At 40.0% G+C, this 19,732-nt stretch carries 19 protein-coding genes, 2 pseudogenes and 1 other annotated feature (1 of these 22 cut by a window edge); of the genes and pseudogenes, 5 read left to right on the forward strand and 16 right to left on the reverse strand.

Annotation, left to right across the window (positions count from 1 at the left end; all coding sequences use genetic code 11):
- Nucleotides 1-159: a binding site (T-box leader), on the forward strand (it extends 81 nt beyond the left edge of the window).
- A gap of 88 nt (nucleotides 160-247) precedes the next feature.
- Nucleotides 248-1,633 (forward strand): annotated as a pseudogene (gene brnQ / locus IV84_RS00380) (branched-chain amino acid transport system II carrier protein).
- A gap of 385 nt (nucleotides 1,634-2,018) precedes the next feature.
- Here the strand turns inward: brnQ and rpsN are convergent.
- The 3 genes from rpsN to recQ all read right to left on the reverse strand — a co-directional run bounded on the left by rpsN (nucleotide 2,019) and on the right by recQ (nucleotide 4,322).
- Complete coding sequence (gene rpsN, locus IV84_RS00385; protein ID WP_056985960.1) at nucleotides 2,019-2,288, reverse strand: 30S ribosomal protein S14; 270 nt, start codon at nucleotides 2,286-2,288, stop codon at nucleotides 2,019-2,021.
- Nucleotides 2,289-2,292: 4 nt separating this feature from the next.
- On the reverse strand, nucleotides 2,293-2,415 hold the full coding sequence (locus IV84_RS10990; protein WP_100077832.1) for a putative metal homeostasis protein: 123 nt from the start codon (nucleotides 2,413-2,415) through the stop codon (nucleotides 2,293-2,295).
- A 122-nt stretch (nucleotides 2,416-2,537) separates the two neighbouring features.
- Nucleotides 2,538-4,322 (reverse strand): DNA helicase RecQ, encoded by a 1,785-nt coding sequence (gene recQ / locus IV84_RS00390; protein ID WP_046871259.1) that lies wholly within the window; start codon nucleotides 4,320-4,322, stop codon nucleotides 2,538-2,540.
- Between the two features lie 173 nt (nucleotides 4,323-4,495).
- Between recQ and IV84_RS00395 the strand changes: the two genes are divergently transcribed.
- A complete protein-coding gene (locus tag IV84_RS00395; RefSeq protein ID WP_046871258.1) occupies nucleotides 4,496-4,885 on the forward strand; it encodes a hypothetical protein in 390 nt (129 codons plus the stop codon).
- 100 nt (nucleotides 4,886-4,985) lie between these two features.
- Here the strand turns inward: IV84_RS00395 and IV84_RS10640 are convergent, their stop codons facing one another.
- On the reverse strand, nucleotides 4,986-5,153 hold the full coding sequence (locus IV84_RS10640) for an LPXTG cell wall anchor domain-containing protein (RefSeq protein ID WP_080945507.1): 168 nt from the start codon (nucleotides 5,151-5,153) through the stop codon (nucleotides 4,986-4,988).
- Nucleotides 5,154-5,193: 40 nt separating this feature from the next.
- Here IV84_RS10640 and IV84_RS10645 point away from each other — a divergent pair, with 40 nt between their 5' ends.
- Nucleotides 5,194-5,409 carry a hypothetical protein gene (locus IV84_RS10645; RefSeq protein WP_080945506.1) on the forward strand — a complete coding sequence of 72 codons (216 nt, stop codon included), beginning with the start codon at nucleotides 5,194-5,196 and terminating at the stop codon, nucleotides 5,407-5,409.
- A 154-nt stretch (nucleotides 5,410-5,563) separates the two neighbouring features.
- Here IV84_RS10645 and IV84_RS00405 read toward each other — a convergent pair whose 3' ends face one another.
- From IV84_RS00405 to IV84_RS00425, 5 genes are all read right to left on the reverse strand, one after another.
- Nucleotides 5,564-5,875, reverse strand: coding sequence for a MazG-like protein (locus tag IV84_RS00405; protein WP_046871256.1), 312 nt, complete (start codon nucleotides 5,873-5,875; stop codon nucleotides 5,564-5,566).
- A 73-nt stretch (nucleotides 5,876-5,948) separates the two neighbouring features.
- Nucleotides 5,949-6,542, reverse strand: coding sequence for a peptidylprolyl isomerase (locus tag IV84_RS00410; RefSeq protein ID WP_046871255.1), 594 nt, complete (start codon nucleotides 6,540-6,542; stop codon nucleotides 5,949-5,951).
- Nucleotides 6,543-6,644: 102 nt separating this feature from the next.
- Nucleotides 6,645-7,547 carry a TMEM175 family protein gene (locus IV84_RS00415; RefSeq protein WP_063510319.1) on the reverse strand — a complete coding sequence of 301 codons (903 nt, stop codon included), beginning with the start codon at nucleotides 7,545-7,547 and terminating at the stop codon, nucleotides 6,645-6,647.
- Between the two features lie 23 nt (nucleotides 7,548-7,570).
- Nucleotides 7,571-9,346: an ABC transporter ATP-binding protein gene (locus IV84_RS00420; RefSeq protein ID WP_056985961.1), complete on the reverse strand. Its 1,776-nt coding sequence runs from the start codon at nucleotides 9,344-9,346 to the stop codon at nucleotides 7,571-7,573.
- Between the two features lie 33 nt (nucleotides 9,347-9,379).
- The gene (locus tag IV84_RS00425) at nucleotides 9,380-9,916 is read right to left on the reverse strand and encodes a MarR family winged helix-turn-helix transcriptional regulator (protein WP_046872555.1); all 537 of its coding nucleotides are present in this window, start codon (nucleotides 9,914-9,916) and stop codon (nucleotides 9,380-9,382) included.
- A gap of 178 nt (nucleotides 9,917-10,094) precedes the next feature.
- Here IV84_RS00425 and IV84_RS00430 point away from each other — a divergent pair, with 178 nt between their 5' ends.
- Nucleotides 10,095-11,087: an alpha/beta fold hydrolase gene (locus tag IV84_RS00430; protein ID WP_046872554.1), complete on the forward strand. Its 993-nt coding sequence runs from the start codon at nucleotides 10,095-10,097 to the stop codon at nucleotides 11,085-11,087.
- A gap of 83 nt (nucleotides 11,088-11,170) precedes the next feature.
- On the opposite strand, the pseudogene IV84_RS00435 reads toward IV84_RS00430, so the two are convergent.
- The 7 genes and pseudogenes from IV84_RS00435 to IV84_RS00465 form a co-directional block, all read right to left on the reverse strand.
- A pseudogene (locus tag IV84_RS00435) lies at nucleotides 11,171-12,146 on the reverse strand (aliphatic sulfonate ABC transporter substrate-binding protein).
- A complete protein-coding gene (locus tag IV84_RS00440) occupies nucleotides 12,143-13,684 on the reverse strand; it encodes an AMP-binding protein (protein ID WP_046872553.1) in 1,542 nt (513 codons plus the stop codon). The pseudogene IV84_RS00435 and the gene IV84_RS00440 overlap by 4 nt, the downstream one beginning before the upstream one ends.
- A 17-nt stretch (nucleotides 13,685-13,701) precedes the next feature.
- Nucleotides 13,702-14,925 (reverse strand): acyltransferase, encoded by a 1,224-nt coding sequence (locus IV84_RS00445; protein WP_056985962.1) that lies wholly within the window; start codon nucleotides 14,923-14,925, stop codon nucleotides 13,702-13,704.
- Entirely contained in the window at nucleotides 14,918-15,625 is a 708-nt protein-coding gene (locus IV84_RS00450; protein ID WP_046872552.1) for an ABC transporter ATP-binding protein, read from the reverse strand. The genes IV84_RS00445 and IV84_RS00450 overlap by 8 nt, the downstream gene beginning before the upstream one ends.
- Complete coding sequence (locus IV84_RS00455; RefSeq protein WP_046872551.1) at nucleotides 15,618-16,442, reverse strand: ABC transporter permease subunit; 825 nt, start codon at nucleotides 16,440-16,442, stop codon at nucleotides 15,618-15,620. Before IV84_RS00455 ends, IV84_RS00450 begins: the two co-directional genes overlap by 8 nt.
- Nucleotides 16,443-16,768: 326 nt before the next feature.
- Nucleotides 16,769-17,224 (reverse strand): acyl-CoA thioesterase, encoded by a 456-nt coding sequence (locus tag IV84_RS00460; protein WP_046872550.1) that lies wholly within the window; start codon nucleotides 17,222-17,224, stop codon nucleotides 16,769-16,771.
- 150 nt (nucleotides 17,225-17,374) lie between these two features.
- Nucleotides 17,375-17,932 carry an NADPH-dependent FMN reductase gene (locus tag IV84_RS00465; protein WP_046872549.1) on the reverse strand — a complete coding sequence of 186 codons (558 nt, stop codon included), beginning with the start codon at nucleotides 17,930-17,932 and terminating at the stop codon, nucleotides 17,375-17,377.
- A gap of 211 nt (nucleotides 17,933-18,143) precedes the next feature.
- Here IV84_RS00465 and IV84_RS00470 point away from each other — a divergent pair, with 211 nt between their 5' ends.
- Nucleotides 18,144-19,469 (forward strand): dihydrolipoyl dehydrogenase family protein, encoded by a 1,326-nt coding sequence (locus IV84_RS00470; protein ID WP_046872548.1) that lies wholly within the window; start codon nucleotides 18,144-18,146, stop codon nucleotides 19,467-19,469.
- The last annotated feature ends 263 nt before the right edge of the window (nucleotides 19,470-19,732 follow it).

A 19,732-nucleotide genomic window follows, 5' to 3' on the forward strand; every position in this document is an offset into this window, starting at 1 on the left:
TCAAGCTATCATCTTTGAGCGATGCTTACGAAGTTTGAGTAGGCACTGGGGGCTCCCATTATAGAGCTAGGGTATCGATCTGCAGGTCCGTACTCGAAAAGGCAGAATCAGTGATGATCCTGTAAACAAAGGTGGTAACGCGTTTAAGACGTCCTTGTTGGAATTTATATTCCAGCAGGGACTTTTTTTATGGACTTTTCTAATGGTTAACTCATTTTAAATTTTAAATAAATTGAGGAGTGGTTATATGTTAGAAGAGAGAAAGTTAACTAAAAAGGATTACGTTGTGGTAAGTTCGATGTTATTTGCATTATTTTTTGGAGCCGGAAATTTAATTTTTCCCCTTCACCTGGGACAATTAGCAGGATCACATTGGGTACCTGCCGCTTTGGGTTTTCTGGTAACCGGTGTCCTTTTGCCGCTATTATCCGTTTTGGCAATCAGCATTACCCGTTCGGAAGGCGTTTATGATATCGGAAAACCACTTGGAGCTGGGTTTGCTTTAATCTTCATGATCCTAATCCATGGGACGATTGGCCCACTGTTTGGCACACCCCGGACTGCCACCGTTTCTTACACAGTTGGGGTAGCTCCACTCATTCCTGCCCACTTTCAAACTTTAGGACTCGTCATTTTTTCGGCAGTGTTCTTTGGACTCGCCTTCTTCTTATAGGTAGAACAAAGCAAAATTGTCTCTAATGTTGGTAAACTACTGAATCCGATTTTTCTACTTTTATTAGCCTTTGTTTTCTTCCTTGGCTTCAGTAATCCCATGGGAAGCCCTGCTACGCAATCCGTTACCGCTGCTTATAAAACCGGCGCGTTCACAAATGGATTTTTACAAGGTTACAATACTATGGATGCCTTGGCCGGTCTCGCATTTGGTGTCACCGTTGTTACGGCTATTAAATATATGGGCAAGAAAAACGCGAACGGTATCGCGATGGTCACTGCCAGAGCTGGCTTGTTCTCAATGGGCTTTGAAGCGATCATCTATGTTGCCTTAATTTTATTAGGAGCAATGTCACTTGGAAAATTCAAGCTCAGCGCAAATGGGGGCGTGGCTTTTGATCAAATTGTTAATCATTACTTAGGCGTTGTTGGTCAATCAATTTTGGCCGCTTTGATCACCCTAACTTGTTTGACAACTGCCATTGGTTTGGTTGCTGCTTTCGCTCAAGACTTTCATAAACACTTTCCCAAAATCAGTTACAAAACTTGGTTAGCATTCACGAGTGGTGCGTCATTTTTAACCGCTAACCTCGGCTTAAATCAAATCATCTCATGGTCAACACCAGTTTTAATGTTTCTATATCCTTTAGCAATGGCCTTGATTTTGTTGTCCGTCTTATCACCACTGTTCCATCGCGACCCAATTGTCTATAAATTTGTCGTTACGTTCACAGTAATCCCTGCTCTCTTTGACATGATGGCTGCTTTCCCACCTGTAGTAAGTCAAAGTGCCTTGGGTAAGCTCATGGGAAATTTCCAACAGAGTTACCTGCCACTTGCCCAATATGGCTTAGATTGGCTCTTACCAGCTTTACTCGGCATGGTAATCGGCGTTGCTTGTCATCTTTATAAGCAACATGCAAACGCCAAAGTTCAAGTACCTCAAGAAAACGAAAACTAATCAAAAAAAGCACTTCATACATCAACCTAAGCCGATGTATGAAGTGTTTTTGAGGACAATTCTACAAAGCAAACCACAAAATGTAAGTGCGCCTCTGGCGGGATTACGATCCCTCCGCCGTCACACTTACATTTTGAGGTTTAAACGCTTTGTTTCACTCACTGTTTTTGAGGACAGCTCGGCAAGTCAAAAGGCAGAAAATAAGTACGCTTCCCGCGGGATTGCGATCCCGCCTCCGTCACACTTCACCTGCCTTTTTCCACTAAGCTTGAGGACAGCTCCACAAAACAAGTCCAATGACATAAGTGAACCTCACAACGGGATGCGATCCCGCCTCCGGTCCCCTTATGTCATTGGGCTTTAACGTTTTGTTGCACTCACTTAACTACCAACTAGCCTTCCGCACACCTGGAATTTGACCCTTATGTGCTAAATCACGGAAGTTTAGTCGTGATAAACCAAACTTACGCATATAAGCATGTGGTCGACCATCGAGATGATCACGACGATGAATCCGTGTTGGTGAAGCATTTCTTGGTAACCGACTCAAACCTGCGTAATCGTGATTCTTGCGAAGCACTTCACGAAGTGGCGCATAGTGCGCAACAGTTGCTTCAATTTTTTGTTCCTTAATAATTTTTGATTTCTTTGCCATTTATTTATGCAATCCCCTTTCTTTGTTTTTTAGCAGCTTTAATCACACGTAAAGCAGCTTTTCTTGTCTTCAAACTTGGACTCTTTAAGCGTCGATAAGCACTTGCTGTATCCATTGCTTTTCTCATAATCTCAACTTCCTCTTTCCGTTAATCGTAATGGTTACTATTTAAACACATTTTAGTGACTTTTCCAAACATTTAGTTTCAAAAAGAGATTCAACCACTTTATTTAGTTGGTTGAATCTCCTTTATTTTTCGGCAGTGTTCGAGAGGACACCCTCATCTGCTTGGATCACATCAATAAATTGTTGACCATATTTTTCTAGCTTTTGACTACCGACACCTTTAACCTCTGCCATTTCACTCAACGTCTTCGGTAACAATTCACACATCGCCCGCAACGTTTTATCTGAGAAGATCACGAATGGTGGTACCCCCTGGCTCTCGGCTAAATTGCGTCGTAACATCCGAAGTTTGGTAAACAGTTCACTGTCCTCAAGGATATTAGTTTTGACGGGAACCGCCATTTTGCGAAAGACCTTCTCTTCGCCCTGCAAAACCCGCACCCCAGCAAGAGTTAATGACAGCACCGGATATTGACCGTTAGACGCCTGCAAATAGCCAGCGGCCGCCAAGAAATCAATGAGTTCGGTTAATTGCTTTTGTGACTTATTCTTCAACAAGCCATACGTACTTAATTGATCAAAATTAAATTGTTTAATCCGTTGATTCCTAGATCCCGCTAAGACCTGGGCAATCAATACTTTTCCAAAATTTTCATGCATCCGTTTTACACAAGAAAGAACCTTTTGCGCTTCAACCGTAATATCTTGGGAATCCCGTTCGTCCAAACAATTACTGCATTTTCCACAAACTGGTCCGTCTTCCCCAAAATAATTCAAAATGTATTGTTGCAAACATTCTTGGGTATTGGCGTACTGAGTCATATCTTGAAGTTTTTGATACTCACGCCGTTTATTATCATCATCCATTTCAGATTGATCAATAAAGAAGTGTTGGATTTGCACATCATGCAATTTAAATAACAAAATGACATCACTTGGTAGACCGTCACGTCCTGCACGGCCAGCTTCTTGATAATAAGCTTCTAAACTTCCCGGAACCTGCGCATGAATGACAAAGCGGACATTACTCTTATCAATTCCCATTCCAAACGCATTGGTCGCAATCATCACCCGATCCCGATCATAAAGAAAGTCTTCTTGATTCTGGCGCCGATCATCTTCAGACATGCCACCATGGTACATCGTGACGCTCACCTTATGCTTTTTAAGCAGTTTGGTAAGCCGTTCCACTTCTTTACGCGTACTTGCATAGATAATGCCAGCTTCGGTTTTGTTGGCTTTCAAGTAATCCAGCAAAAACTGATCGCTATTCTGATCTTTAATAACCTGAAAAGAAAGGTTCTCTCTGGTGAAATCCGTCTTCACTTCTTGATCTGCTGGAATATGCAAGCGTTCTTTGATATCCTCAGCCACTTTAGGAGTCGCTGTGGCCGTTAATGCTACGACAGTGGGATTCATCGGTAATTGAGCCAAAGTATCCGTCAACCGTAAGTAACTGGGGCGAAAATCATGACCCCACTGGGAAATACAGTGAGCTTCATCCACTGCCACCAAGGAAATCTCCAAATCCTGGAGCTGATATAAAAAACTACTGGAATCCAAGCGCTCAGGCGAAATATACAAGAGTTTCACTTGGCCACTCGCTGCTTGTTGGAATCGTTGTCTCATTTCATTTGCGCCGATACTACTATTAATAAACGTTGCAGGAATTCCGTTTTCATTTAATGCGTCAACTTGATCCTTCATTAACGCAATTAATGGTGAAATGACCAATGTAATTCCGCTAAAAAGCATTGCTGGAATCTGATAACAGAGGGATTTCCCACCACCAGTTGGCATGATTGCGAGAACACTTTGCTTATTCAAAATTTTTGTAATTACTTGTTTTTGACCATTGCGAAAGGAACTATAGCCAAACTTTTCTTTTAGAATTGTTTCTGGTGTCATACATTGCCATTCTTTCTGTAAGATCTTTATATCTATCTTAACGGAAATTCACTCAAATTGATAATAAAATTCTGAGTATGTGTTATATAAGTTAATACGCAAACGTGACGGAAAGGCTTTATTGAGTTATGATATTGTTACTTAATCTAATTATTTGAAAAGAGGTTGATCCCATGTCCGAAACAAACAACTCTCCCAAAGTTGACGAACTGACCAAGAAAAAAGAAGCCCTTGAAACTGAAGTGATTAAAAACCAGCAACTTATTAATAATTTATATAGTCGCTTCGAAGTTTTAAATCGTCAAGAAACTGATTTAAACAATAAAATCAGCAACGAGACTGATGAACTTAAGCAGTTGGATGCTGATTTAGAAGCTAAAAAATTAGTGCTTCAAAATAAGAATCTTGATCCTACCCAATATACCGATCTCCAACAACAAGTTGCCGATTTAAATGTTGATAAACAGAATCTTCTCAAAGATTATCAAGAACTAAGAGATCGGCCTCTTACAAAACGCATAAGCAATAAACTTCCAGAACGTCACTACCTTCCAAAAGAGTAGGTCGTTCTTTTTTATTCCTCAACTTTCACCTTTTAAAATTTTGGACACAAAAAAAGACGATCATTACGATCGCCTTTTTGATTTAGGATAAATTATTTAATTAGATTTCGCGACGACGACGGATACCTGCTAAACCGAATAATGCAGAAACAGCACCGAGTAAACCAACTACGGCTACTGAGCTATTTGCTTCATCAGTTTGTGGTAATGTCGTTGAAGATGCAGCCTTTGTAGCTGCTTTGCCAGCAGATACGGATGAAGAAACCACTCCGCCTTTAACGCTAGCAACAGGAGCAGCAACACCACTCTTGCTTCCACCATTAACACCAGCAGCAACGCCTGACTTGCTTCCGTTAACGCCTGTAGCACCAGGGCCAGCAACGCCAGTCTTGTTACCGTCAACGTTACCAGAACCATTACCGTTGCCATTAACATTAGAGCCTTTATTAGCATCAGCCTTAGCAACTCATGTTACCTCCGCTATACTGCTAAATAAATTAATTATATCAGTTATGTATCCATAATAAACCCATTTTCTAATTTATTTACCTGATATCGTAATTTCAACTAATAATGTCCGTCACCGAATCTTTTTAGTTCTTCGTTTTAACGTTTAATAAAAAAAGCGTAATGACCACATTTACTGAGTGATCATCACGCTCTATTATCATTTAGCAATTAATTCAAATGAGCTTCTCTAGAACTCAAGAAATCATTTAAGGCTTGCTCTAAATCAATCTGGTTTTCGTTTGCCAAGCTGCTTAGCCACCAAATGCTTTCTGCAATTTTATAATTCAAGGTCGGCTCGTCACTAGAATCAGGCCAACTTCCTTGTTTATCCATAACTAATCTACCAACTAAGCCAGCATCCGTTAAAAAAGCCAAGGCATCCTGTTCTGTAGACCATGGTTTGCCATCTTGTTTACTTTCCAATTTATGATAAGCTGTGCGGATTTTTCCTGAACGATCAGACAATTCCTTAATATCCATAATGATTTCTCCTCGTATTTTAAAAAATACAAGGATCACAAAAATGTGTAATCCTTGCATCCCTATCTAATTCTTATTTCTGCGCATCTTCAATCACTACGGTTTTAATTGTGATATCTTCATTGGGTTTATCTTGATAGTCGCGCGCGGCGTTGCTGATCTTTTCAACAACATCTAATCCGCTGATTGTTTGGCCAAAGACCGTATGATGATGATCCAACCATGGTGTGCCGCCTTGCTTATAAGCTTCAATAATCTCACTCGGATAGCCAGCTTGTTTCATATCGGCTAACATGTCGGCTTGCACGTTTTCATTAGAGACAATGAAGAATTGGCTGCCATTCGTGTTTGGACCCGCATTTGCCATGGACAAGGCGCCCTTTAAGTTAAACACCTCGTTAGAAAATTCGTCTTCGAATTCTTTACCGAAACTACTTTGACCACCAGCACCGGTACCAGTAGGATCGCCGCCTTGAATCATAAAATCAGGAATAACTCGATGAAAAATAATCCCGTCGTAGTAGCCCTGGTTAGCAAGTGCAACAAAGTTTTCTACCGCCTTTGGGGCTTGAGCAGGGAAAAGTTGAATCTTAATGTCCCCGAGGTTTGTTTGAATCGTTGCTTTAGGACCAGCAACATTTTCTAAATCAAGTTGTGGATATGTCATGTTGAATCTCCTTTTAAGTTTAGTGATTAATTTTAATTTTGTTTAACGAACAACCTATTTTCGCAGCTAAGCTAACCGCTGTCAAATTTAACTAATTCATGACTATTTTTTGGGCTTGTTGGTTTTATTGGGATTGTTGAGCTTGTCAGGCTTTTTATTTTGATCTGTTTGTCTTTCATACGGCTGCCTTGAAAAAGGCTGTCTTGAAAAGCCCGCTCCCATTGTTGACTGGTCAAAACCACCGTCTTTAAAGAGGTCGCGCATTTCTTTTGCCATATCCTCCTGCCAGTTCGGATTGGTCTGTCTTTGCTTCATATATTTATGGCTAATCTGACGCTGTTTTTTCCGATATTCTCGTAAATCTGTGTTTGAAAAATTTAAATATTTGTTCTGATCTGCCTGTGGCAAACTGGGAACTTCTTTTAAGTCCGTTTGATCATCTCTATTGAAGATGAAGGAAATTACAGGCAGGGCTAAATAACACCAAACAGCCCAAGTTGGTTTGAAATAAGCCAGAATCAAAACAACCACATTGATTATCCCAAGAAAATTACTGTGATTTTGATAAACTTTCCTGAAAATTCTCTGCACATCACTTTTTTCACTATACTCTTGGTGAACGACTTCAAAACTGACCAGCATGGATAATCCGCTCACAATAAACGTTAAAATTCCGTAAGCCATGACCGTATGTCGATTCGTATCCACTGTAATCAGTTTGGTAAAAATGGGAATCAGCGATAAAAACGCTAGAAACACGAACTCAGAGACGAACACCTTATTGTTGATTGTCTTTGCATCACTATATAAAACCGAGTGTTGATACCAAATGTTGGCAATATAACAAAAGCTAATGAAGAAGATCCCAATTGCTTTTCCAAACTGCAAGTATTCACTTAGCGAGTCATGTTGTGGCATTGGTAACTCCAATACCATAATGGTGATAATGATCGCAATCACCGCATCACTGAACGCATCTAGTCGTTCCTTTAGTTTTTCCATCATAATTATTCCTTCTATATAATCATTTATTCATTGGTTCCGACATCCTGAACTGCCAACTGATTTTCAACATACTCGCGATACAGCGGTAAAGTATCAATTAACTCTTGATGAGTCCCATGACCACTAACCTCTCCATGTTGAATAAAGTAGATTTGATCCGCATCCACAATCGTACTCAATCGATGGGCAATCACAAGTGTTGTCCGGTTAGCCATTAATTTTTCAAGCGCTTTTTGAACCATCATTTCTGATTCGGAATCCAAACTAGCGGTGGCCTCATCAAGCATCAAAATCTTGGGATCCCGCAAAAACGCGCGGGCAATGGCGATTCGTTGGCGTTGACCTCCGGAAAGCTTAGTCCCCCGTTCACCAACTTGTGTATCTAATCCGTGCTCCATTTGGGTCACAAAACCTTTAGCATAGGCCAAATCAAGCATCCGCCAAAGTTGATCATCAGAATATTCACCTTGTAAACCATACGTCAGGTTGTAGCGAATTGTTCCGCTCATCACCGCCGCATCTTGACTAACTAACCCAATTTGGTTACGCCATTCAGTCAAATTAATATCTTTAATCTCGGTATCACCAATCTTTATTTTACCGCTAGTAGGTTCATAAAAACGTTCTAGCAAACTAAAAATTGTTGTTTTTCCACCCCCGGAAGGCCCGGCAAACGCAATTACGGTATCAGGTTTCGCTGAAAATGAAATATCTTTTAAAACATCTTTTTTATCACTATACGAAAAATTAACGTGTTCAACAGACAGAGTCTTTCCCTGAGCGCTGGCTGGTTTCCCTGGTTTTTGCACCTCTTCCGTCACTTGAAGCAGCTCATGAATACGGGCCGTCGAGCCACTAGCCTTGGCCATGTTAGTGAAGAACTGACTCAAAATTGCAAACGGACCAATCATCTGCGTGAGGTACAGTAAGAAAGAAATGATGGTACCAAACGACATTGTGCCAGCTGTCACCCGACTAACACCATAAACTAGCGTACACACAATTAAAGCCATCATGGCCATTTGTGTGATGGGCTGGGTCACAGAATCATAAACGACTTCTCTAAGGCCAATTTTATATAGTTTATTGATTTTCTTATATCCAGAAGACCGCTCCGCATTTTCAGCGGTAGAAGCTTTCACCAATTCTACAGCCCCTAGGGTTTCACTGACCCCACCATTAAATTCAGCCAACGCATCTTGTCTTGCGAGCGCAATTTTATGCGATCGTGAAATAACAGGCATAATACACAAAATAACCAATGGTACGCCCACAAACATGATTAACGTCATTTTCCAATCCATTATAACCATAAACACTAAGGCCCCAACTAACTGCAAAATGGAAGTAATCATGTTTGGTAAAGAATTGGCAATTAAATCTTTCACTTGCGAGGTATCATTGACCAATCTGGAAGTAATTTCACCAGATTTAGTTTCATCAAAATAGCCAACTGGTAAGGATAAAATCTTATTCCATAAAAACCGGCGTAATTTGCGAACTACATCTTCGCCAAAGAATCCTAACACGGCTCCTGAAACGGCGCTAATGACCGCTCCCAAAATACACAACACAATGATAATTATCACTAGTTTGGTATTAATCGAATGATGCAATTGATTAACCAGTTTTTGGGCAATTTTGGGCACGATCAATTGCGAGCCTGTGGCAATGATGCCTAAAAGCACACCAACAATTAATTGCCAGAAATGCGGTTTAATTTGTTTAACCAGACTTGCGAAATCTTTAAAATTAAATTTTGTTTGTTGCGTTTTTGCAGACTTATCTGTATTTTGCATCGCTTTATCTCCATTATGTCGCGTTGATTTAGTTTAAAAGTGGCGGTTACCCCAGTTTTTGGGATTAAACCCTTCTGGTGATTTGAAAAATTCCGTCCAGTTTTGGCGATTATCCCACTTTGATGAATTATCATTCAAATTCTTCAATAACTTTTGTAATAACACAACAAACTGTTGCTGTTCTTCATCAGATAAATTTTCAAAAAAAGAATCAGATAATTCATTTTTTAGCTTTCGGGAGTTAGCTAATGATTCACGTCCCTCATCAGTTAGCGAAATAAACGTTACTCGTTTGTCCTTAGGTGAAGCAGCTTTCTTAACCAAGCCACTTTCTTCCAGCTTACTAACAAGCACACTTGCCGAGCTAGGACGAATATCTAATTCTTCCACAATTTGGGAATTCGTTAAGGGCTCTTTGGCCAATAGCAATCGTAAAACTCGTAATTGTCCACGCTGATTAGCCTGCGGGGTATTGTCTTCCTGGCTACTACGCACAGCAGCTGCGACGAAAAATCTTTCTTGAAATAAATTGCCAAACAGACTAAGCAATTCTTGCGACATTTCTTGCATACTTGTTCCTCTTTTTTTAGTTAGTTTAAAATTTCTTTAACAGACGAAATCCATTGTACTTACTTAGTTAGAGCACGTCAACACCAAACTAACTACGCATAGTCACTTCATTTGCAAAATTATGGTCACCCTCTTACTATTTAGGAAAAGAATCCTAATCTCAAGAAGGTGGTTTTCATTGCTAAACTTTTTAAACAATTCAACGATTTCCCTTAATGGAAGAAAGTCACACCATCATTCTGCAAAAAACGCAATCTCATTTCACGATTACCTACCTATTAATGGCATTCAACAATGGGTCAGTATCGACGGCCAGCAAAAAACTAATCCCATCCTGTTTATTATTCACGGAGGACCAGCGTCTACCTATTCAATGTTTACAAAAGCCACTCAACTTTTCTCCACCCACTTTACTGTGGTGCATTGGGATCAGCGCGGTGCTGGAAAAACTTACTTGAAACAACCAGTTGTACCTAAAAATTTGCAAACACTCGTTGATGACGGGCTCGCCCTTACCAAACAACTAAAGCATGCGTTTCCTAAGGCACCGATTGTGTTGCTCGGGAGTTCAATTGGGAGCATTATTGCCAATCTGATGTTGCAACAAGGTGAAAATCTTTATGCCGCCTATATCGCGACTGAACAAATGACCAGCCGTTCCCACCAAGTTGCGTTTAACCACCTTTTATCTGAATCCAAAGATCATCTTCTTAAAAAATCGTGGTTAAATAAGCTCCCTTATGATGCTGGTACCTGGTCCGCTAAACAAATTGCCCAATTCAATGTTTTCTCAGCTCTGCAGCAAACTGATGTGCCGAACATGGTAACCGATCTATTTATTAAAAATTTGCTGCACACCTATGGACTGAATGTACGAGATTGGTCTGCATTTTGTCGTGGCCTTTTGGCAAGCCGGCAGGCCATTCAACCGGAGTTAGACAGTTTTGACTATCGCCGCCTTTTATCAAAAACTGACGTCCCATTTTTTGTTTTCCAAGGTAGCCATGACCCAATCACGCCAGCAGCGGCTACGCGAACCTATTTCAATCAGGTTCAGGCCCCAGATAAACAAATGATCATTGTTCCCAACAGCGGTCATCTTTGTTTTTTTGCCAATCCGCAATTTTTCTTGGATAAGCTTGTTAACGTTGTTTTACCTGTTCTTGATTAAAAATTGAAAACGAAGAGTTTCACCTTTAGTCCTCAAAAAAACTGCTCTTAATAACGTTTCTACGTTATTAAAAGCAGTTTCTTTTATTGTTTAGTTGTGACTCCAGCAATCTTGGAAACTTTTACATCCTTATCTAGTAATCCCGCGGAATAAAAAGTATCGGCGATTTTTTGTTGTTGTTTCACAATCTTGGTTGTCATGGATCCCATTGAATAAGAGCGGCGATCAACCATCTTAGTCACAACCGCTTTAGACAGATTTAGGGATTTCATCATCATCGTAATTAGTTTTGTCTTGTGCGTATTAGCCCAATTCATATCTTCAGACATATACTCAGTTAAGTACCCCGACGCATCGGTATTATTCTTGGCAAAGCTTGCCATCGCCACAATAAAGTCGCGATTATAGCTAATTCCACCTTCTCCAGTGGTTAATAACTTGGCATTTTGTTGCACCTGCGCTTGTGAGGTGTACGGATCCCAGGTTGCCCAGGCATCGACCTTTCCTTTTGAAAAGGCCACATTCGCCGCTGATTGGTCCATATTGACCCAGGTAATGTCACTCGCCGACATCCCCGCTTTTTTCAAGGCTGATAAGAGTAAATATTGCGAACTAGTTCCTTTAGTGTAAGCAACGCGTTTTCCTTTCAGTTCTTTCACTGATTTAATATTTGAAGTAGCCGGAATCAAAATTCCCGTTCCTTTTTCCTTAGAGGCTCCAGCAGCAATGTACGTTAGTTTTACGCCTGAAGTTTGAGCAGTGATGGGCGGTGTATCACCTAAACGCGCATAATTGATACTGCCACTCTTTAAAGCTGTCATCAAAGCCGAACCATCTTGAAATTCTTTAAAAACAACTTGATAACCCTTGGCCTTCATTTTCTTTACTAAAACGCCTCGAGTTCTAGAAATATCGGCCGGATCGCCTTTTTGATACCCAACCACAATTTTTTTTCAAACTAGTATCACTACCGCTTACCTGTTGATGCCCGTAGTAAGCCACACCAATCCCAATTAGGACTACAAACAGTAAAATAAATCTTTTCCACTTCTTCTTCATTGATTTCCTCCAACCATGGTTGCCAGCAACTCATCTCGAAGTTTTGGCCGAACAACTTTACCGGTTGTGTTCCGCGGAAATTTGTCTACAAAAAGGATTTTAGTTGGCCGTTCAAATTTGGCTAATTTATGTTCGGTATAATTTAAGACCTCTTCTTTTACTAACCGTTTGCTACTTTTGGGCTCCTTCAAAACAATAACCGCGGTAACTTCTTCACCATACAAGTCATCTGGCAAGCCAATCACAGCCACTTGTTCAACAAATGGTAATTCATTTAAAACATTTTCAACCTTCGCCGGTGCCACCTTTTCACCACCACGACTAATCATTTCTTTTCGACGGCCCTTTACAAATAAATACCCGTCTTCATCAAGATAGCCTAAATCACCAGTTAAAAACCAACCATTAGTGAAGGAATCTGCATGAGGTTCTAAATAGTCTGCGATGACATGATCACCACGAACGGCAATTTCACCGACCACATTAGCTTCATCCGTCAATTTACCGTCCGCCACCAGTTTTAGTTCAGTAGCAAATGGTTTCCCCGCCGACCCAATTTTAGGCGCTTCAATTGGATTGATCGTACATTGGCTCGCCGTTTCTGTCATCCCATAGCCTTCCAATATTTGCGTATTAAATTGCTTCTCAAAATCCGTCAACTTTTTTAAAGGGAGCGCAAAAGATGAACTCCGTAAAAAACGTAGATGAATTTGACTTTTGTATTCTTGATACTGAGCAATCGCATTTTCGTTCAAAAGCAAGATTGAAATAATTGTTGGCACAACTGATACCCAAGTGACCCTACCAATTGCCACTTGCTGCCAAAAATGACTGGCACTAAATTTCTTGGCAATCACCACTTTACCGCCGGACAACCGCATCTGAAACAAGGTCATCACTTGCGCATTAACATGAAACATTGGCATTAGAATCAAGGCAGTATCATTAGCAGTCATCTGATGACTATCACGATCGTGAATGGCGCCATTATAGAGTAATTCTTGGGTAAGTCCGACACTCTTAGGTTTACCCGTTGTTCCTGAAGTATGCAAAATCATGGCTAAATCAGTTTCCTTTATCGGCACTTGAATTGCCTGATTTCGTACTTGCAGTAACTGATCGTTTACCAAGAATGTAATTTCCTCGATCGTATTTAAAGCAATATACTCTTTTTTTATTTCCAAGTCCTGACTTAAATCACTCACAAACTTATTTTGGACAAAAATCGCTGAATATTGATTTGTGGCAATTTGCCTTCTTAGTTCATCTCCAGGGGTCGTATCGGCAATCGGCATGGCAATGGCTCCCAATTCCCAGATAGTTTGCATCAAAGCTGGATAAAAAATCGAATTTTCTAGGGCAATCAACACCCGATCGCCATTACCAATCTTGTTTTCAATCAATCGTTGTTTCAAACGTGCGACGTCTTCTTCCACTTGACCACGGGTCACCCAGTCACCAGTTTCTGCGTCTTGAAAAATCGGTTTAATCTGATCTTGCATCAACTCACTTTTAAGTGCTGAAATTAATTTTGTCATCCGATCGCTTCCTTTTCTTATTTTGTTTCGTTTAAGTTAATTACCTTTTCAGATTGCCGCTTGACTTTGCTAACAGTTTTAGAAACTGGTTTGCGACACCAATTCGGTCGTCCTATTAAAAATCCAAACGGTGGTACTTTGTAACAAAAATACGCAATTAGAAATGAGCACCCAACTACAAAAATGTAACCGAGGGGCAAAGCCAATAACATTGCCCAAGTTGGAATAAATGAAAGTTTTGCCAACCAATTATCTAAAATTAAAATTGGAATTGTTTGTGATAAGTAGATTCCGAAAGATACCTTAGATCCTGTGGCAACAAATTTTTCGATCAAAGGATTCAATCCGTGCGTACGTTTATAGGCGTAACGTTTCCCTAGATAGAAAACAAATGCCACCATTACCAGCGCGTAAATCATGATGTAAGGCTGGTGCACAATTTGAATGCTTGAATAAGGTAATTTCAAAAGGTAAGTATTGCCATAATACAAGCCGACGGTCCCCAACGCTAAGATCCCAGCACTAATTCCGATAGCTTTGGCATGCGTCATAATAAAACTTGTAACTTTTTGATAATGAATTGCCGCATAGGCTCCGGCCATGAAATAAACTTGGTACACAAGAATATTCATCCCGTATGACCGAAAGATGTACCACCAGGAATCCGTATTAACATGGGGCAACCAATATTTGATGGCAATTAGCAACATCAATTGCGCCAAAATACTAACTAGCATCATAAACTCGTGATTCTTGGGAAATCGTTTAAACAGCGCTACGATCAACGGAAAGATAAGATACAATTGAAAAATCACAAATACATAGTATAAATAAAAATTACTCCCGTGGGTCACACCATAAACAAAATCTGACCAGAATTTCTGTCCATTTAGTGCCGTCCCGGTAATCAAGCTGGTCGCCACTAACAAAATTGCGTTCCATGCCAAGTAAGGAATTCCAGTACTCTTGTATCGCTTTTTCCAGAAGGTTCCCCAATGATGTTCCCGATTATAGTAGTTTAAAAATAAAACAAGTCCCGTCATGAACATAAAACCCATTCGGGTAAAATGCAGTGACAAGTGAGTTGCGTGTAAGAAATTTTTGCTTACACTGTCTGCCATTGCCATTGAAAATGCTGTCGTTGTATGATTTAAAAGCACTCCAAAGATAAATATTACGCGCATCAGGTCAACCTCAAATAAGTAAGGCCTCCCGTGCCTCGTTTTCTTATTTTCAGCCATTAATTGTCTCCTCATCCATAATGTCATGTAATACTCTTTCAGCAGCTACAGCCACCTTAGTCGGATCGTCTTTACTAACACCGGCTTCTTCGTAACGATTAGTTCCATTTCGAATGACCACCACCCGATCAGCCATGCGCACCGCCTCATTTACGTCATGGGTAACTAAAACAGTTGTCAATTTCTGTTCCTGACAGATTTTTAAAATTAAATCCTGCATTTGGCGTCGGGTCAAAGCATCCAAAGCGCCTAAAGGTTCGTCTAACAAAAGAAGTTGTGGATGAGCCATTAATGCTCGGGCTAAGGCGACCCGTTGCTTTTGTCCACCAGACAGTTGCCTAGGATATTGACTAGCCAACGTTTCTAGACCAACTAGTTCTAACATTTTAGCAGCTTCTGTTTGTTGCTCTTTTTGATTACTTTGAAAAGATACATTTTCTAAAACAGTCATCCAAGGTAACAGGCGATCATTTTGAAACATGACTCGGATCACAGGGTTGTCATTGGCAAATTTAATCTCCCCAGCACTAGGCTGTTCTAACCCAGCAATTAAACGAAGTAACGTACTTTTTCCACCACCACTCATTCCTACTAAAGCGAGGAACTCCTGATCAGCAATCGTTAAATCAATATCATGTAAAATTTGTTTAGAACCATAGCTTTTTTGAACATCAGTAATTTCAACAAACTGTTTAGTCATTCATTTCTCTTCCTTTAGCATTGCGCCAATCCAGCATGTAGCTTTCCAAACCTTTGGCAATCAAATCTGATAGTTTTCCTAACAAAGCATAAATAAAAATGCATAATAGGATCGTTTTCATATCCATAAACTCTTCGGCGTTAGTTGACATGTATCCAATTCCTGAATCCGATGCAATCGTTTCAGCCACAATTAAAGTTGTCCACATAACACCAAGTGCATATCGAACACCCATTAAAATGGTGGGCATTGCACCAGGCAAGATGATTTTTTTGAGTAATTGGAAGCGAGATAATCCATACGATTTTCCCATCTCAATTAGTTCAGGATCAACTGATCGAATGCCATGCAATGTATTAATATAAATCGGGAACATAACTCCGATAGCAACTAATGAGATTTTTGCTGACTCACCAATGCCAATCACAATAATCACCAACGGAATCAAGGACAGATGCGGAATATTTCGTAACATTTGAACCGTCGTGTCCGTTAAACTTCGAGAAATTTTTGACACACCATTAATAAATCCTAAGAGAAATCCTGCTGTACCACCAATTGCAAAGCCCACTATGGCTCGATACAAACTAATGCTGATATTTTTTTGTAGTTCTCCCGTTTGGCTAAGCGCAATGCCATCTTGAATGACGGCAACAGGAGATGGCAAGGTATCACTTGATAGCCAACCTATCGAACTAGCTAATTGCCAAATTCCAATTAAACCAACAGGAATCAACCATGGCAAAAATTGTTGCCAAGGAAATTTTCTTTTCTTTTTCTCTATTAGTAATGGTTGCGTTTTTGAAATACTTTCCATGTGCACATCAGCTTCTTTCTTTTTTGTGTTCTTATGCAATGAATTAAGCTTACTGACTATTTATGCATTTTTTGGGGTGATAAAAGTTGTCATTTTGTGAAACTTTTATCACCAATAATCAAGCAAATCTTAAGATTCATAGACAAAAAAAGAAGCAAATCATGCTTTGCAACAGGGTTTCTGGCCTTATTTCAAAGTAAAGATTTGCTTCACAATCTGTTCAAACACATAAAATGAAAATTAAATTTTTTGAATATATTAACTAATTCGCGATATTAACTAATTACATTTATTTAAAACTATCTAATCGTTTTACATTATCTTGATTATTCTTCTGTCCAGCGTTTTGCCAGCTCATGATCTTCTAGCGATCTTTGTTGCCGTTTAAGAAAATCGGCCGCAATTTGTTTTTCTTCGTCAGTCTCTGGAACAACTTCTGGTAAACGATAATCCTTTTTCAACACAATATAGGTAAAAAATGCATAAGCAATCAGCTCATGGCTTGAATTGTAGGCTCTGCCAAACACTTCAGCGACCCGCTCATCGGTTCCGGAAACGGTCGACACAATCGTAATCGTATCGCCTAGTTTCCCAGGTCGCAGAAATCTAACCTTATCCACACTGCCAGTTACGGCATTTTCATTCGTTAACTTCCGGATTGCATTGGCAAAGTTCAGATCCATTTCTGCAACCGTCTTGCCACCAAATAAAATTCCTAAATAGTTTAAGTCTTTTTTAGTTACCAAAAATTTATTTTCATACCGTGTTTCACTAGTTTTCATCAAGTTTACCACCTTGTTTAAGTCTGAATCTCATTGTAAAGCAATGGATAGTAGCTTGTCCAACACACTTATTGGCAAAATAAAAAGATTGATTCAAGCAGGATTTTTAGTCATGACTAAAAATCGAACTCGTTTCAATCCTTTAAAATACTAGTCTTTAAATCGGTTAATTAAATCAACAAAGGTGTCCATCGCGCTTTGCAAAAACTTAATTGTGCCTTCATTTGTAATCTTCAAGTTATCATCAAGAATATTTGTGACATTTCCTAAATAAACCTCTGGTTGTTGAACAACTGGCATATTCAAGAATACTAATGATTGCCGCAAGTGATGGTTCGCACCAAAGCCACTGATGGCACCAGGGGAAACACTCAAAATAATAGCTGGTTTTTTATCCCAAACACTGGCACCATAAGGTCGTGAGCCAACATCGATGGCGTTTTTCAAAACACCGGGAACGGAACGGTTGTACTCTGGTGTTGCAAAAATCACAGCATCAACCGTCTGCATTTCTTCACGGAATTTCTTCCAGCTTTCGGGTACACGGTTTTCATCATCAAAATCTTGGTTATAAAGATCAAGATCCCCAATATTAATTTGTTTTACGACATAATCCTTTGGTAACAATGCCGCCGTTTGCTCGGCAACTGCTCTGGTGTATGACCCTTTTCTTAAACTTCCAACAATTAATCCAACTGTAGTTGACATATATAAATACCTCACTTTTCATTTACTATTAGTAAGTATACAATCATCAGATTTAAAACGCCACTATTTATACTCTGCCTATTTCAAAAAATGCCTTCATTTAAAAAAACTAGCTTTTGTTAGTCCTTTCCTTTGCACAATTATAACGGTCGTGCTAGCTTTAAGGTAAATTTCTTATCTATAAAATAAATCATTTAAGGAGCTGGTATCTATGTTCGATGTTTTATTTATTGGTAGTGGTCAAGGAGCCTGGAACGGCGCCATTCCTATGAGTCAGGCCGGTTTAAAAGTTGCCGTAATTGAAGAAGGCTTGTTTGGCGGAGTTTGTACCAATCGTGGTTGTAATGCAAAAATCGCATTGGATAAGCCCGTTGAGTTGGTTCAGACCATTGAACAGTTACAAGGACGCGGATTTGACAGTGTTCCGAAGATTAACTGGCCAGATTTAATGGCCCATAAACATGAAGTGATTGGCAAACTAGCCGAAAGTAATAAACAAAAATTAATTGATGGTGGCGTAAAAGTCATTGTGGGCCACGGCACCTTAGTGGATGCCAATACGGTTCAAGTTGGCGAGTCGACCTACCAATCCAAAAAGATTGTGTTAGTTTTAGGCCAGCATTCCCACCGGTTGGATATCCCTGGCAAAGAATATTTACATGACAGCACCGATTTCTTGTCGATTCCTCAGATGCCAAACCGGCTCACTATTATTGGCGCTGGTTACGTCGGAATGGAATTTGCTTCGATTGCCAACGCAGTGGGAGCTTCGGTAAACGTCATCTTAAACAGTCATACACCGTTGCGCAGTTTCTACCAGCCGTATGTCCAGCGTCTTGTGAAAAGTCTTAGAGCGCGCGGCGTTAAGTTCTTTTATGACCAAGAAATTACTAAGGTGGTCAAAACAGAAACCGGTTTGCGTTTACAAGGACCTGATCAGTTCGAACTAACCAGTGATTACATTGTGGATGCAAGCGGTCGAATTCCAAGCTTGACAAATAGTGGTTTGGAAAAATTAGGCATTGCTACAAATAAAAATGGTATTGAAGTCGATGATCACTTACAAACCAACATTCCCGGAATTTATGCAACGGGTGATGTGGTAGACAAAACGCAACCGAAAATCACCCCAACAGCCATTTTTGAATCCCAGTATTTAGCGCAATTATTTACTGGTAAAAGCACTGCTGCCATTAGCTATCCCACCATTGCAACCACGGTCTTCTCTACGCCCCGAATTTCACAAGCTGGTGTTAATCCTGATGTGGCGGCTAAATCGCCTGATAAGTACACCATCGAACATTTTGAGTACGCCGATGATTGGTTCAAACAAGTACAAAATGAAATTGACGGTGGGCTGACCTTAGTGTTTGATCAAGAACACATTCTGGTGGGTGCCGTTGAATATAGTAATGAAGCGGTTGATGCAATTAATGGCTTGTTAGATATTATTGAATTGCGGCTGACTCATGAACAGGTCCAACGATTCATTTACACATTTCCAAGTATTCAGCATAGTTATTTCCGGAAAATTTAATTTGAAACTAAAATGCGTCACAAGCCTAAATCTAGCTTGTGACGCATTTTTATTCTATAGATCTACAGGTTTAAAGTACAAAGTCTCACCTAATTACCTGGTACAAAGGGATTAACAACAATGCTATTAGTTTAGATGACGTCTTCCAGCAAATTCGGACCGGAACGTAGTGCGACTTCTTGCGGCTATCCTTGCCACAAGAACTCGCACCCCGTTCCAGGCCAATTAAGCCGGAGAACGGCAATTAATCTGATTTTGGTAGA

The sequence above is a fragment of the Pediococcus damnosus genome (assembly GCF_001437255.1).
Classification (GTDB): domain Bacteria; phylum Bacillota; class Bacilli; order Lactobacillales; family Lactobacillaceae; genus Pediococcus; species Pediococcus damnosus.